Here is an 18,001-nt window from a genome sequence, read left to right on the forward strand (position 1 = left end):
AATTATGGTTAGAAAAATACTTTTTACAGTAGTTCTACTACTTATTTCAATTGGAAGTTTATCCGCACAAGAAAAAAGTCTTGAACGCGCTAATGCTAAATACGATGAATTCTCATTTAGTCCAGCGATAGATATTTATAAAAAAGTTTTGGATAAAGGTTTTGTATCTGCAGACCTTTTAAAGAATTTGGGAAACTCTTATTATTTCAATGCTGATTACAAAAATGCATCTGAAATTTATAAGAGATTGGTGACAGAGTTTGAACCTGACGTTACTCCAGATTATTATTTTAGATATGCTCAAACCTTAAGAAGTTTAGGGGAATATGAAGCTGCAGATGAGTTAATGCAAAAATTCTCGGAGATTACTTCGTCTGGCGATTATAGAGCTAATAATTTTACAGCAGACAGAGATTATAGAAAAGAGATTAAAGAAAATTCAGGAAGATATACTATTGGTTCTTTTGAATTTAATACAGTCTATTCAGAGTTTGCACCTGCATATTACAAAGAAGGTTTGTTGTTTTCATCAGATAGAGATACAGGGAACTTAGCGAGATATAGACATACGTGGAATTCTAAAGACTTTTTAGATATCTATAAAGTTAATGCCGATAGTTTATCTATGGGTAGAGTTGTTAAAATGAATAAAAACATTAACAGTAGATTACATGAATCTACAGTGGCAGCAACTAGAGATGGTAGTGTTATATACTTTACGAGAAATAACTTTAAAGAAGGTAAGTCAACAAAAGATGAAGACGGAGTAATTCGTTTAAAGATTTTTAGGGCTATTATCCAGGATAGTATAGTAGCGTATTTAGAAGAGCTCCCTTTTAATAGTGATAGCTATTCTGTTGCGCATCCGGCGTTGAGTCCTGATGAAAAAACATTATATTTTGCATCAGACATGCCTGGTACTTTAGGGGAATCAGACATTTTTAAAGTAACCATCAACGATGATAGGACATTTAGTACTCCAGAGAATTTAGGAAGTACTATAAATACGGAGGCAAGAGAAACTTTTCCTTTTGTAACTAGTGAAGATGTGTTATACTTTTCTTCGGAAGGACACCCAGGTTTAGGAGGTTTAGACGTTTTTGCAACTAAAATAAGAGATAACGATTATACGGGAGCTGTAAAAAACGTTGGTGAGCCTATTAACGGGCAGTTAGATGACTTTACGTTTATCTTTAATGAAGAAGATAGAACAGGTTATTTTGCATCAAATAGAGCTACGGGATTAGGGAATGATGACATCTATAGCTTTGTGGAAAACATCCCGTTACAGTTAGAATGTAGACAAGAAATTTCAGGTATTGTAAGAGATAAAATCTCAAATCAAGTTTTGGTGGGGGCTACAGTAAAAGTAATCAATGAAGATAATATTGAAATTTTACAGACGCTTACGGATGCTAACGGATACTATGAAATTGTAATAGATTGTGATCAAGGAAATTTTGTTCGTGCTATGACAGACGGTTATATTCCTTCAGAAGAATATATGGGCGAGTCTGATGGGGAACCTAAAGTGATCGATTTTTACTTAGAACGCGATAATGTATCTGGTGGTTTTGGTGATGATTTAGCTAAGTTACTGCAGTTAAGTACCATCTATTTTGATCTAAATAAATATAATATTAGACCAGATGCAGAAATTGAAATTCAGAAAGTTATTGCAGCCATGGAGAAATATCCAAGTTTGAAGATCAAAGTTAATTCTCATACGGATAGTCGTGGAAAGGATGCTTATAACTTATGGTTGTCTCAAAAAAGAGCTGAATCTACTGTCGGTTATATGATTTCTAAAGGAATCTCAGAAGATAGATTAGAAGGAGAAGGTTTTGGGGAAACCAAGCTGGTAAATAATTGTGGTAATAATTCTAATTGTACTTCTAAAGAGCACGATTTAAACCGAAGATCAGAATTCATTATTAGAGAATAATAACACTCCAAATATTAGCAAAAAGGGCAGCTACTCTAAAGGTAGCTGCCCTTTTTGCTTTATGCCGAATTACCTTTATTTTCAGCTTAATTTGAGTTCATTTAACAAAGTAGTAAATTACGTTAACAATATTTTTGTAGGGATATACTTCAAATTTGCCTAGCTACACAACAAAATTTAGATAGCCGCTGCCTCGTGAAGTATTTTTACTTCGAATATAGTGGTACCAATAATTGCCTTAATTAGGTGGGTACTCCTTTAGTAAAATGCATGACCCTATTTAAACACCTATTTTTTTACATACTATTGTTATCTTCAGTCCTCATTTCTGCACAAGAAACGTTTAGGGATACATTTAGTAGTACCTCATATTCTAATAATAATGGTTCGCAGAACTTTAGTTCAAATTGGATTGAACGTAATGACAATGGTTCTCCGTTTAATGGATCTATTAGAATAAATAGTAATCAACTTAGGTTTCGTGGTAGTGATGATGCATGGATCTATCGATTTGTACCATTGGCGGGTGCGGTTGCGGCAACTATGACCTTAGATTATAACGCCATTTCCGCTGGGGGAGAAGGTATTGATGTTTTTATCTATAATGCAGATAATAACAATTGGGGTTTTGTTCAAAGAATAAATAGCGGTACGGGCTCTATTACCTATAACTTAACAGCAGCAGAAATTGCGTCAAACCCGGCTATCATCTTTTTCCCTGTAGACACAAACTGGGAGAATAATGATACTATTTATATAGATAACGTTCAATTTAGTGCCGTATACGGTGCTGATCTTGCCATAAATAATGTAACGGTTAATGAAGATGCTGGTACAGCTACTTTTACAGTAACCCATACGGGAGGGAATACTAGTGGTGCTTATAGTGTTAATTATACAACTTCAAATATTTCTGCTATTGCAGGTCAAGATTATACGACAACAACAGGAACTATAAACTTCAATGGAAATTCTGGAGACACAGAAACTATAACGGTACCTATTCTAGATGATACAATATTTGAAGGTGATGAAACATTTAGAGTGTCATTTACTTCAACTACAAATTCAAATGTGGACATCACAGCTACCGGTACGGGCACAATTTTGGCTAATGATGCCTTAATTATTACAGATGGTCAATCTGATAGTTCTTGTGATGATATATTTTTAGATTCAGGAGGGATTAATAATTATTCAGATAATGAAGATATTGTATATACTATTTGTCCAGACATTGCAAGTAATTATCTAACTGTAGACTTTCAGCAATTTGATGTAATTCCAGGTGATATTTTATATATTTATGATGGTACTTCTACTGGCGCAACACTTATTGGGCAATATGATAATGATAATATTCCAACTCAAATATTTGCTACCAATACAGATGGTTGTTTAACATTTAGATTTACGTCTAATAACAATACAACAGGTAATGGGTGGCAAGCAGATGTTACTTGTGCACCACCAGGGCCTAAAATTGTAGTAGATGATGTTTATATAGATGAAGATTCTGGTAATGCTATATTCACAGTAACACACGTAAGAGATCGTCACGGTAGAAGTACCTTATTTGGATATTTCTATACGCCTTTTACAGTTAACTATACGGTGAGTGATGGTACGGCAAATGTTGGAAGTGATTATATTTCTGTTAATGGTACCCTAACCTTTGACGGTAGAGTAGGATATGTTCAAACATTTTCAGTGCCTATTGTTAATGATGGTATCCCAGAATTAGTAGAATATTTTACCGTAGGTTTTTCCGGTGCCAGTGCACAGTATGCAACAGTAGATTATAGTGATACCGCCAATGGTTATATCAATTCTCAAATCTTAGCGAATGACCCTTTAACTCTTTTTCAAGAATTTGATGGGTACTATGATTATAGTACCACGGGTGGTTCTCTCAGGACAAATGATAATAATACAGATCCTTGTAGTATCAAAGCATCATCTTCTAATACTTTAATTTCACCTATACCAAGTACAGGAACAGTTTCAAAGGCCTATTTATATTGGGCCCATTCCAGCACGGTCGTAGACGGTACGGTTACATTTGAAGGGCAGACAGTAAATGCAAATTATCAATACCAAACCACACTTACGAATCGGAACTTTTATGGATATGTGAGTGATGTTACTACTATAGTACAAGGAATTGCCAACCCATCTACGAATGTATTTGATTTCTCAGACTTATTCGTAGATAACACCGGAACCTATTGCTCAACAGCTACCGTTCTTGGTGGGTGGACACTCTTTGTATTTTATGAAGATCCTAACTTACCGGCTGTAAATATTAATTTATACCAAGGTTTTGATGGATTAAGTAATGAGGGTACTTCTTTTACTCTAGATAGTTTTTATGCGATAGCGGGAGCAGGTGCAAAAGCTTCATTTCTTTCTTGGGAAGGAGATTCCACATTAGATGGTTCAAGCTCCGGTTCTGTGAATCCAGAAGAACTATCAATTACAAATCAATCAAATACGACCAATGTGTTATCAGGAGACGGCGGTCAGCCAGGAAATAATGCTTATAATTCGACCATTTATGATAACACTATTTCACCAGATTATAATTTTACAGCTTCGTACGGCGTAGATTTAGATACATATGATATCTCTACTTACATATCGCCAGGAGACTCCCAGGTTACTGCTAATGTAGATGTAGGACAGGATTTCTTGATATCCGCTGCGGTAGTATTAAAAGTACCTTCAAATTTAATTGCTGGTTCTGTTTTTGAAGACATTCAGTATGGAGGCGGACTAGGAAGAAATATGTCAAATGCTAATGGCACAGGAATTTCAGGTGTTATTCTAGAGTTATATGATGATAATGGAGATTTCGTAAGAAGAGTAAATACCAATGTCAATGGGGATTATAGCTTTGGAGGAATGGCGGATGGAGATTATTTTGTAAAAGCAGTTAACACAACCGTAAAATCTACAAGAGGTAATGGTTTAAATTGCTCTACATGTCTTCCTATCCAAACGTTTAGGAGTTATGGTGATGTTTCTAATAATATAGAAGTACTTGATGAAATAGGAGGGGCTAATCCGGCTGCCAATACAGATACTGCATTAGGTGTTTTTACAGGCTCACAAAGTTTATCACAGGTTAGTATTGCAAGCAGTGGTGTAGCAAATATAGATTTCGGATTTAATTTTAATACGATTGTAAATACCAATGAGAGTGGTCAAGGTTCCATTGAACAATTTATTCTCAATTCTAATACCTTATCAGAAGTAGGTTTAGATATTGAGGCAAATAGTATTTTTGATCCTGCTCCAGAAGAAGACACCTCTATTTTTATGATTCCGCCAACGGGCGATGCTTTAGGTAGAGCAGCAGATGCTAATTATGCAGCAGGAATTTTTGATGTGTTGATTTCAAATGGAAATCCGTTTTCTGAAATTACAGGAACAAATACGGTGTTAGATGGAAGAACCCAAACAGCATATTCAGGAGATTCTAATTCAGGTACTATTGGTGCAGGAGGTACAGCAGTTGGAACTTCTGGTGTTACATTGCCAGATTATATACGTCCAGAAATTCAGATTCATAAGAATAATGGGGATGTGTTGAGTGCATCAGGAACAGATGTGGTTATCAGAAATGTAGCGGTGTACGGAAATAATAATGCAGGAATAATAATAGACGGTGGTGCTGTTACCATTTCTAATTCCTTATTAGGAGTAAATGCAATAGGAAATGCTGCAGGAAATATAGATTATGGAGTTGAAATTAAAAATGGAGTAGCAATCATAGACTCAAATTATATTTCGTCAAATACGGATGCAGGTATTTTTGTTGATGGTGGCACAAGTACAACCATACAGAATAATCATTTTGATGCAAATGGAGCGACCGGTTGTGATGACAATATATTATTGGCAGATGGCACGGGAATTATCATACGTCAAAATTTAATTGATAATTCGGCTGCCATAGGTATTGATGGAGAAGCAATTTCTGGTAATGTCATTATTACAGAAAATACGATTACGAATGCGGGACAGAATGGTGGTAACTGTGGTGGTAAGATAGAGAATGCTGGTGTAAGATTGCACGGTAATGATTCGTCTATTTCGAATAACATTATTGCTACAAATGCAGGCTCCGGAATTGTTATTTCTGGAGGAGCTACGTCTGGAAATTTAATTTCACAAAATTCCATTTTTGCTAATGGAACGGCTGCGAATGCTTTAGGTATTGATTTAGATGCTTCCAATGCATTAGGAGATGGAGTCACTATAAATGATGCTGCAGATGCAGATTCGGGACCAAACGGATTGCTGAATTTTCCAATAATTGCAAATGCATTTGTTTCAGGACCTAATTTAGTAATAGAAGGTTGGTCAAGACCAGGAGCTACTATTGAAGTATTTTTAACAGATATTAATGAAGGTAGTGCCGTTACAGGAGATAATCAATTAGGATATACTACAGATTATGGAGAAGGGCAAATTTATTTAGCAACTGTAGTTGAAGGTTCTGCGGCAGATGTATCTACAGCAGTAAGTCCTTATACAGATGTAGATGGTAATACAGATACTACAAATAAATTTAAATTTGTGATCGCTGGACCGCTTAGCATTGCAGCGGGTAATTTTATTACGTCAACAGCTACAATCTCAAATTCCACTTCAGAATTCTCACCTTTTAGTATTATAAAAAACTACACGGTAATTACGAATAGAAGAATAACCTATCGCGTAAAAACAAACTAATCAGTTGGTTTACTGCAAATTTCAATCTTTCTCAAACACTGTTTTCATTAAGGAGTTCGATAAAATGCACTTTTTCAAAATCAAGACCTCAATTATTACTTGCTATACCTTACTAATTTACACATACACAACATTTATTTCCCCTAGCATAAGCAAATGTTAATTTTGTAAAGAGTAAAAGTGTCTATCAGTTATTGGTAGTCCTCCTACTTATTTACAAGTACCCAATTAAAGTTTAAGTTAACCCACACCCATGATTAAAAATTTCTTTTTACTAGTATTCCTATTAATGACTAGTGTAGCCATTTCGCAAACTACAGTGACTTTAGAAGATCAGTGTAATTGTGAAGTATTAAGCGGAACAGATGTCACTAGTCCAGGAATGACAACTCCAACAGGAGCAGATATTGGCGATGTTTATGTAAACACAAATACCGGAACAATTTATTTCTGGGATGGAGATTCTTGGGAGTTAACTTCTTCTGATGATCAACAACTTCAGGACTTTAGTTTTGATGAGCTTACAAATCAATTAACACTACAGTTAGAAAATGGGGGTACTGTAAGTGTTGATGTTTCTGCACTTCAAGGCGACGGTAATATAACTTCACCAAATGGTACAATTACTATTTCAGGAGATGCTAATGCCTTATTAGGAGATGTTGAAGTAGATATTATTTCAGGTGGGGTAGATCAAGTATTGGTTACCGATGCAACTGGTGCAGTAGAGTGGATTGATAAGTCGGATTTTGATGCTATCGCCGATCAAGTAACTATTACAGGTTTAGGAACTGTAGCGGATCCTTTTAAGGTAGAAGACTTAGCTATTGTAACAGATAAATTAGCAGCAGATGCAGTGACTAATGATAAGTTAGCCGATAATGCTGTTCAAACAGAAAACATAGTAAACGGTACAATTTTAACGGAAGATATCTCTTCAGGAGGAAATGACCAAGTATTGGTTACCGATGCAACTGGTGCAGTAGAGTGGATTGATAAGTCGGATTTTGACGCTATTGCCGATCAAGTAACTATTACAGGTTTAGGAACTGTAGCGGATCCTTTTAAAGTGGAAGACTTAGCTATTGTAACAGATAAATTAGCTGCAGATGCAGTGACTAATGAGAAGTTAGCAGATAATGCTGTTCAAACAGAAAACATAGTAAACGGTACAATTTTAACAGAAGATATCTCTTCAGGAGGAAATGACCAAGTATTGGTTACCGATGCAACTGGTGCAGTAGAGTGGATTGATAAGTCAGATTTTGACGCTATCGCCGATCAAGTAACTATCACGGGTTTAGGAACTGTAGCAGATCCTTTTAAGGTAGAAGACTTAGCCATTGTCACAGATAAATTAGCTGCAGATGCAGTGACTAACGAAAAGTTAGCAGATAATGCTGTTCAAACAGAAAACATAGTAAACGGTACAATTTTAACGGAAGATATTGCTTCAGGAGGAAATGACCAAGTATTGGTTACTGATGCAACTGGTGCAGTAGAGTGGATTGATAAGTCGGATTTTGACGCTATCGCCGATCAAGTAACTATTACAGGTTTAGGAACTGTAGCGGATCCTTTTAAGGTAGAAGACTTAGCTATTGTAACAGATAAATTAGCTGCAGATGCAGTGACTAATGATAAGTTAGCAGATAATGCTGTTCAAACAGAAAACATAGTAAACGGTACAATTTTAACAGAAGATATCTCTTCAGGAGGAAATGACCAAGTATTGGTTACCGATGCAACTGGTGCAGTAGAGTGGATTGATAAGTCAGATTTTGACGCTATCGCCGATCAAGTAACTATCACGGGTTTAGGAACTGTAGCAGATCCTTTTAAGGTAGAAGACTTAGCCATTGTCACAGATAAATTAGCTGCAGATGCAGTGACTAACGAAAAGTTAGCAGATAATGCTGTTCAAACAGAAAACATAGTAAACGGTACAATTTTAACGGAAGATATTGCTTCAGGAGGAAATGACCAAGTATTGGTTACTGATGCAACTGGTGCAGTAGAGTGGATTGATAAGTCGGATTTTGACGCTATCGCCGATCAAGTAACTATTACAGGTTTAGGAACTGTAGCGGATCCTTTTAAGGTAGAAGACTTAGCTATTGTAACAGATAAATTAGCAGCAGATGCAGTGACTAATGATAAGTTAGCCGATAATGCTGTTCAAACAGAAAACATAGTAAACGGTACAATTTTAACGGAAGATATCTCTTCAGGAGGAAATGACCAAGTATTGGTTACCGATGCAACTGGTGCAGTAGAGTGGATTGATAAGTCGGATTTTGACGCTATTGCCGATCAAGTAACTATTACAGGTTTAGGAACTGTAGCGGATCCTTTTAAAGTGGAAGACTTAGCTATTGTAACAGATAAATTAGCTGCAGATGCAGTGACTAATGATAAGTTAGCAGATAATGCTGTTCAAACAGAAAACATAGTAAACGGTACAATTTTAACAGAAGATATCTCTTCAGGAGGAAATGACCAAGTATTGGTTACCGATGCAACTGGTGCAGTAGAGTGGATTGATAAGTCAGATTTTGACGCTATCGCCGATCAAGTAACTATCACGGGTTTAGGAACTGTAGCAGATCCTTTTAAGGTAGAAGACTTAGCCATTGTCACAGATAAATTAGCTGCAGATGCAGTGACTAACGAAAAGTTAGCAGATAATGCTGTTCAAACAGAAAACATAGTAAACGGTACAATTTTAACGGAAGATATTGCTTCAGGAGGAAATGACCAAGTATTGGTTACTGATGCAACTGGTGCAGTAGAGTGGATTGATAAGTCGGATTTTGACGCTATCGCCGATCAAGTAACTATTACAGGTTTAGGAACTGTAGCGGATCCTTTTAAGGTAGAAGACTTAGCTATTGTAACAGATAAATTAGCTGCAGATGCAGTGACTAATGATAAGTTAGCAGATAATGCTGTTCAAACAGAAAACATAGTAAACGGTACAATTTTAACGGAAGATATTTCTTCTGGAGGAAATGACCGTGTATTGGTTACAAATGCAGCAGGAGATGTAGAGTGGATAGATAAAGCTACTTTAGTTCCTGCCACAACGGTTTCCAATTCAAGTACAGTAAATACGTTATCTACGACTGTAGATGGAGTTACTGGTGCAGGCGTTGCTATTATAAATAGTAATGAATTGTCCTTAGATAGTAATAACGAATTAGTAAGTACCATAAATGGTGAAGCTTCTACAGCGCTAGATTTAGAACCGACAATAGTCGCAAATCAAAAAACAACTTCAGTTGTAGAAGGAACTGGTGTAAATATTACGAATACAACAACAGGCAACAATACGGAATATACCGTAACAGTAGATCCTACAGATATAATAGGTGATGGAACAATTTCTTCTACGGATATTGTAGTTTCTGGTGGAGCCAATTCAACATTAAATGATGTTACTTTAGAGATAGCAGATAATGCTATTACGAATGCAAAAATGGCAGATAACGCTATTACCACTACAGAGATTGTAGACGGGACTATTGCAAGTGCAGATATTGCAGATACAGCAGTTACTTTAGAAAAATTAGCTGATGGTAATTCGGATGGTCAAGTAATGAGGTGGAATAACACTAGTTCAACATGGGAATTAGTAGATTTAGGATCAGTTACTGTTACAGAGAATGATGGAATTGTAGGTAATGAAGTAACCAATGCTACTGACGGTACTTTAATACGATCAGGTGCAGGATCAGAAATTAGTCCTTATACCTTAGGTGTAGCTACGGGCGGAATTACAACCCTTGAAATTTTAGATGGTACAATTTTAACGGAAGATATCTCTTCAGGAGGAAATGACCGCGTATTGGTTACAAATGCTGCAGGAGCGGTAGAGTGGATAGACAAAACTACTTTAGTTCCGGCAACGACGGTTTCCAATACAAGTACAGTAAATACATTATCTACGACTGTAGATGGGGTTACTGGTGTGGGCGTTGCTATTATAAATAGTAATGAATTGTCCTTAGATAGTAATAACGAATTAGTAAGTACCATAAATGGTGAAGCTTCTACAGCGTTAGATTTAGAACCGACAATAGTCGCAAATCAAAAAACAACTTCAGTTGTAGAAGGAACAGGTGTAAATATTACGAATACTATAACAGGTAACAATACGGAATATACCGTAACAGTAGACCCTACAGATATAATAGGTGATGGAACAATTTCTTCTACGGATATTGTAGTTTCTGGTGGAGCCAATTCAACATTAAATGATGTTACTTTAGAGATAGCAGATAATGCTATTACGAATGCAAAAATGGCAGATAACGCTATTACAACTACAGAGATTGTAGATGGTACTATTGCAAGTGCTGATATTGCAGCAGATGCCGTAAATGCAGCAACAATTAATGCAGATGTAGCCGGAGCAGGTTTATCACAAAATACTTTAACGGGAGCCTTAGAAGTAAATGAAGCAGCCATAGCAGATGGTACAATTTCATCTACGGATAATACAATTGATATAACTGGTGGAGATGATTCTTTATTTAAGGATGTTACTTTAGACGTTGCAGATGATGCCATCACTACAGAAAAAATAGCGGCAGGTGCAGTAGCGTCTTCAGACATCGCAGCAGATGCAGTAAATGCAGCAACAATTAATTCAGATGTAGCCGGAGCAGGTTTATCACAAAATACTTTAACGGGAGCCTTAGAAGTAGATGAAGCAGCCATAGCAGATGGTACAATTTCATCTAATGACTTAACCGTAACAGGAGGGGATGATTCAGTTTTTAAAGATGTCACCTTAGAGATTACTGCAGGAGCAGTTGGTACTACAGAATTAGCTGCGGATGCAGTGACTAACGAAAAGTTAGCAGATAATGCTGTTCAAACAGAAAACATAGTAAACGGTACAATTTTAACGGAAGATATCTCTTCAGGAGGAAATGACCGCGTATTGGTTACAAATGCTGCAGGAGCTGTAGAGTGGATAGATAAAGCTACTTTAGTTCCGGCCACAACGGTTTCCAATACCAGTACAGTAAATACATTATCTACGACTGTAGATGGAGTTACTGGTGCAGGCGTTGCTATTATAAATAGTAATGAATTGTCCTTAGATAGTAATAACGAATTAGTAAGTACCATAAATGGTGAAGCTTCTACAGCGTTAGATTTAGAACCAACAATAGTCGCAAATCAAAAAACGACTTCAGTTGTAGAAGGAACAGGTGTAAATATTACGAATACTACAACAGGTAACAATACGGAATATACCGTAACAGTAGATCCTACAGATATAATAGGTGATGGTACAATTTCTTCTACGGATATTGTAGTTTCTGGTGGAGCCAATTCAACATTAAATGATGTTACTTTAGAGATAGCAGATAATGCTATTACGAATGCAAAGATGGCAGATAATGCTATTACCACTACAGAGATTGTAGATGGTACTATTGCAAGTGCAGATATTGCAAATACAGCAGTTACTTTAGAAAAATTAGCCGATGGTACATTAGATGGGCAAGTAATGCAATGGGATGGGGCAACATCCACTTGGACATTAGTTGATCTTGGATCAGTTACTGTAACAGAGAATGATGGTATCGTAGGTAACGAGGTTGTTGGGGCTACAAACACAACTTTAACTCGTTCTGGAGATGGTTCTCAAGCAGTACCTTATACATTAGGCGTTTCTGATGGAGGAATTACTGCTACTCAATTAGCAGATAATGCAGTTACTCTTTCAAAATTAGCCGATGGTACTACTGATGGTCAATTAATGCAGTGGAATGCTACTTCAGGATCCTGGGAATTAATTGATGCTTCTAGTTTATCGGATGATGATATTAGTGTGACTAATACGGTAACAGGACATATTATAGCAACGATTTCAGAGCCAGGTATTACGGATGTAAATATTAATGAAACAGTAACCACATTAAGTGATGCAAATTCAGATGGTATATTTGATTATGTATCCGAAGATAATACTACCACAAGTTTTGATGGTACAGATGATCAAAATGCATCAGAAGTTACTTATAATGATGCTGCATCTTCTTTAGGAGCTGCCAATGTACAAGAAGCGATAGAAGCTTTAGCAACAAATAGTAGTGATAATCAAGGTATCAGTAGTACAGTTGTTACTACGAATGAAACAGTAAATATTGCTTTAGAAAGAGGAAGTGATACCACTATTGACATTCGCGATGCAGATTCAAGTATAACTAATGAAATTCAAGATTTAAGTTTATCTGGTGATAACCTTACTTTGAGTAATGATCCAACGGCAGCAGCAATTGACTTATCTAATTACAGAGAAACTGTAATTGGAACAGGAGATATTTCTGTAACCGATGATAGTGCTGGTAATTACACCGTTAATTATGTAGATGGTGATAAAGACGATCAAAACGAAATAGAATTACCTACCGGAGGTACTAATGGTCAAGTCTTGGCTACAGATGGTTCAGGAGTATACACTTGGGTTGATGCAGATTCAGGACCACAAGGTATTCAGGGTGAAAAGGGTGATCAAGGAGAAAAAGGAGATACTGGAGATCAGGGAATTCAAGGAGTAAAGGGTGACCAAGGAGATCAGGGAATCCAAGGTATTCAAGGTGATCAAGGAATCCAAGGTATTCAAGGAGAAAAAGGAGATACTGGAGATCAGGGAATTCAAGGAGTAAAGGGTGACCAAGGAGATCAGGGAACCCAAGGTATTCAAGGTGACCAAGGAGTAAAAGGTGATCAAGGTGATCAAGGAATTCAAGGTATTCAAGGAGAAAAAGGAGATACTGGAGACCAAGGAATTCAAGGTATTCAAGGTGACCAAGGAGTAAAAGGTGACCAAGGAGATCAAGGAATTCAGGGTATTCAAGGAGAAAAAGGAGATACTGGAGATCAGGGAATCCAAGGTATTCAAGGTGACCAAGGAGTAAAAGGTGACCAAGGAGATCAAGGAATTCAAGGTATTCAAGGAGAAAAAGGAGATACTGGAGATCAGGGAATCCAAGGTATTCAGGGTGACCAAGGAGTAAAAGGTGACCAAGGAGATCAGGGAATCCAAGGTATTCAAGGAGAAAAAGGAGATACTGGAGATCAGGGAATCCAAGGTATTCAGGGTGACCAAGGAGTAAAGGGTGATCAAGGAGATCAAGGAATCCAAGGTATTCAAGGAGAAAAAGGAGATACTGGAGATCAGGGAATCCAAGGTATTCAAGGAGAAAAAGGAGATACTGGAGACCAAGGAATTCAAGGTATTCAAGGTGACCAAGGAGTAAAAGGTGACCAAGGAGATCAAGGAATTCAGGGTATTCAAGGAGAAAAAGGAGATACTGGAGATCAGGGAATCCAAGGTATTCAAGGTGACCAAGGAGTAAAAGGTGACCAAGGAGATCAAGGTATTCAAGGTGACCAAGGAGTAAAAGGTGACCAAGGAGATCAAGGTATTCAAGGTGACCAAGGAGTAAAGGGTGACCAAGGAGATCAAGGAATTCAGGGTATTCAAGGAGAAAAAGGAGATACTGGAGATCAGGGAATCCAAGGTATTCAGGGTGACCAAGGAGTAAAAGGTGACCAAGGAGATCAAGGAATTCAGGGTATTCAAGGAGAAAAAGGAGATACTGGAGATCAGGGAATCCAAGGTATTCAAGGTGACCAAGGAGTAAAAGGTGACCAAGGAGATCAAGGAATTCAGGGTGTTCAAGGAGAAAAAGGAGATACTGGAGATCAGGGAATCCAAGGTATTCAAGGAGAAAAAGGAGATACTGGAGACCAAGGAGATCAAGGAATTCAGGGTATTCAAGGTGACCAAGGAGTAAAAGGTGATCAAGGAGATCAAGGAATCCAAGGTATTCAAGGAGAAAAAGGAGATACTGGAGACCAAGGAATTCAAGGAGTAAAGGGTGACCAAGGAGATCAGGGAATCCAAGGTATTCAGGGTGACCAAGGAGATCAGGGAATCCAAGGTATTCAAGGAGAAAAAGGAGATACTGGAGATCAGGGAATCCAAGGTATTCAGGGTGACCAAGGAGTAAAAGGTGACCAAGGAGATCAAGGAATTCAGGGTATTCAAGGTGACCAAGGAGTAAAAGGTGATCAAGGAGATCAAGGAATCCAAGGTATTCAAGGAGAAAAAGGAGATACTGGAGACCAAGGTATTCAAGGTGACCAAGGACTAAAAGGTGACCAAGGAGATCAAGGAATTCAGGGAATTCAAGGAGAAAAAGGAGATACTGGAGATCAGGGAATCCAAGGTATTCAGGGTGACCAAGGAGTAAAAGGTGACCAAGGAGATCAAGGAATTCAGGGTATTCAAGGAATTCAAGGAGAAAAAGGAGATACTGGAGATCAAGGAATTCAAGGTTTAACAGGAGCAACAGGTCCTAAAGGGGATACTGGTTCAACAGGTCCAGCTGGAGCTCAAGGACAACAAGGGCCAGCAGGTCAGCCAGGTCAAGATGGTCAAAATGGCCAAGATGGTCAAAAAGGAGACAAAGGAGATCAAGGTGAAAGAGGAGCTACAGGTCCACAAGGAATTCAAGGACAACAAGGCCCAGCAGGTCAGAATGGCCAAGATGGTCAAAAAGGAGATAAAGGAGATGCAGGAGACCCTGCCTCTGATGATCAAACTTTAACTGCTGGTACAAACCCAGGAACTATAAGTATCTCAGGAGGTAATAGCACTACTATTAATGTAAATGATGCCGATTCAGATCCTTCAAACGAATACAACACAGCTTTTGCTGTCGTAGGTACTAATTTAAGAATTACCGATGGTGGTGGAGCAAGAAACGTTGCGTTATCAGCATTAGGAACAGATGATCAATATGATGACGAAGTTTTATTAAGAACTCCAATTGATGTAGATCAAGGAGGTGAAGCTTCCCCAACAAATGAAACTACAGTGCAAGAAGTGATTCAGGCTATCGCGCCAATTACCTCTAAGGCGGCTAGAATTTTCTATCCACCTTCAATTGCCGTTGATGTTTCAACAAATGGAACATTTACGATTGATTTGTATGATGAGTATATCCAACAATATGGTTCTCCCACAGTAGGTAGTGCAGGTGCACCAGGTGCATTGCCAACCTATACGAGAACAGAATTGTATTACTATGTTACATATGCAGATCCAGCAGTTTTTGGTAATGGTACAGCAGTATCAGGAATGTCTATAGATGCTAATGGAAACTTAACATATCAGGTTCAAAACCAACCAACAGATTACAATTCATTAATTAATGTAGTTTTTGTAGTAAAATAATTAAAGCGAATAAACAGAAGACCATAGTTTGAGATCAATCAACACATATAAGCTTGTATTCGCTATCCTTTTCGGATTGCTATGTTCTAATTGGGCAAGTGCCCAATTTTTACTACAAGCACCGAATAGTACAGATGAAAATAATTACAAATGGTACAATGCCTCAGATACCAATACGGTTCTAGGTACAGATTTCTTCTATGAAGTAAATCAGCCAGGTGTATATTTTGCCACCTATGATGGAACTACTTGCGGTAAGAATGCTACAAGTTATTTTATCCTAACAGATTGCGAATCGCCTAATAACGAGGTAACATTAGATATCACAGCAAATGTCCCAGTGGGTGCAAATATAAGCTGGTCTCCCGCATTAACAGGAGATCAAATAGCCCCTCAAATTACCGCCACTAAGGATGTTATCCGATATTTAGCGACCTTAGTAAAAGCAGGAAATGCTAAAAACCTTCCTTCTTTTACGGTAGTTTGTATGAGTCAGGCAGCTAATTTAGTAGATGATGTAGCCACAGTAGATGAAGATGACTCGGTGGTAATTCCTATCCTTGATAATGATACAGAATTGCCAGTTGCAGGAACTTTAACGACATCCGATCCTGCAAATGGAACTATTGTTATAGATGATAATGGTACGCCCAATAATCCTTCAGATGATATACTAACTTATATTCCTACGCCAGATTTTAATGGTCAGGATACTTTTACGTATACCATTTGTAATACGTTTGGTGATTGTAGTACCGCTACGGTTGCAGTAGAGGTATTGCCTATTGTAGATGCCTTTGATGACGTGGTGACCACAGAAGAGAATATGCCTATTACCATAGATAATTGGAATGCGAACGATAATGACCTACCAACAGTGGGCACACTTACCGTAACTACACCTACCAATGGTTCTTTGGTTGTAGACGATAATGGTACGCCAAATGATCCATCGGATGATGTGATCACTTATACGCCAAATACCGATTTCTCAGGAACAGATACTTTTGAGTATACCGTTTGTGATACATTAGGGAATTGTAGTACTGCTACGATTACTGTAATTACAACAGATCAGGTAGATTTAGATAGTGATGATGACGGAATTTTAGATGCTTGGGAAGACTTGAACACCGACAATGATAATGATCCGGCAACAAACCCAACAGATTCTGATGGTGATGGCATTGCAGATTATTTAGATATTGATAGTGATGATGATGGTATCCCAGATAATGTAGAAGCACAAACTACATCAGATTATATAGCTCCTAGTGGAGAAGATACTAATAACAATGGCTTAGATGATGCCTATGAGCAAGATGGTAACTTAGGAATAATTCCAGTAAACACGGATTTTGAAGATTTACCAGATTATTTAGATGATGATAGTGATAATGACAATGTGCCAGATTATATAGAAGCACACGATCATGATCATGATGGTATTCCAGATGTGGTATTTATCGGTTCTGATAAAGATAATGATGGTCTAGATGATGGTTTTGAAGGCAATACAACCATAGATATTGACGTTAATGATGAAGTAGATGATCCATTTACAGATTTACCGAATACGGATGAAGATGATGAGTCTGATTATAGAGATACCGATGATGACGATGATGGTATTTTTACAGCAGATGAAGATTTAAATCTTGATGGAGATTATGCAAATGATGATACGGATGGTAACGGAATACCTAATTACTTAGATCTAGATTTAGAAGAATTCTCAACAGATGAAGAAGTAGAAGTATTCAATGTGGTGACGCCAAACGGAGATGGAGTACATGATTACTTGACCATCTCTGGCTTAGAAAATTTCCCAAACAATACCATCAAAATTTACAACAGATGGGGTGTGTTAGTGTTTGTTACAAAAGCGTATAACACCCAAGGGAACATTTTTACAGGAAGTTCTAATGGCCGTGTTACAGTACAAAAAGACAATATGTTGCCTGTAGGTACGTATTTCTATATTTTAGATTATGGAGATGCATCGGGCACTATGAAATCAAAATCAGGATATATTTATATAAACAGATAGT

At 37.4% G+C, this 18,001-nt stretch carries 4 protein-coding genes; all 4 read left to right on the forward strand.

Annotated elements, in window-relative coordinates; all coding sequences use genetic code 11:
• Positions 1 to 4: 4 nt before the first annotated feature.
• Positions 5 to 1,945, forward strand: a complete 1,941-nt coding sequence (locus M666_RS09245; protein ID WP_029446951.1) for an OmpA family protein — start codon at positions 5 to 7, stop codon at positions 1,943 to 1,945.
• 270 nt (positions 1,946 to 2,215) lie between these two features.
• Positions 2,216 to 6,685, forward strand: coding sequence for a Calx-beta domain-containing protein (locus tag M666_RS09250; RefSeq protein ID WP_029446950.1), 4,470 nt, complete (start codon positions 2,216 to 2,218; stop codon positions 6,683 to 6,685).
• A 253-nt stretch (positions 6,686 to 6,938) separates the two neighbouring features.
• Complete coding sequence (locus M666_RS09255; RefSeq protein WP_151198042.1) at positions 6,939 to 15,950, forward strand: hypothetical protein; 9,012 nt, start codon at positions 6,939 to 6,941, stop codon at positions 15,948 to 15,950.
• 28 nt (positions 15,951 to 15,978) lie between these two features.
• Positions 15,979 to 18,000, forward strand: a complete 2,022-nt coding sequence (locus M666_RS09260; protein ID WP_029446948.1) for an Ig-like domain-containing protein — start codon at positions 15,979 to 15,981, stop codon at positions 17,998 to 18,000.
• The last annotated feature ends 1 nt before the right edge of the window (position 18,001 follow it).

It is taken from the genome of Cellulophaga baltica 18 (genome assembly GCF_000468615.2).
In the GTDB taxonomy this organism is placed as follows: Bacteria; Bacteroidota; Bacteroidia; order Flavobacteriales; family Flavobacteriaceae; genus Cellulophaga; species Cellulophaga baltica.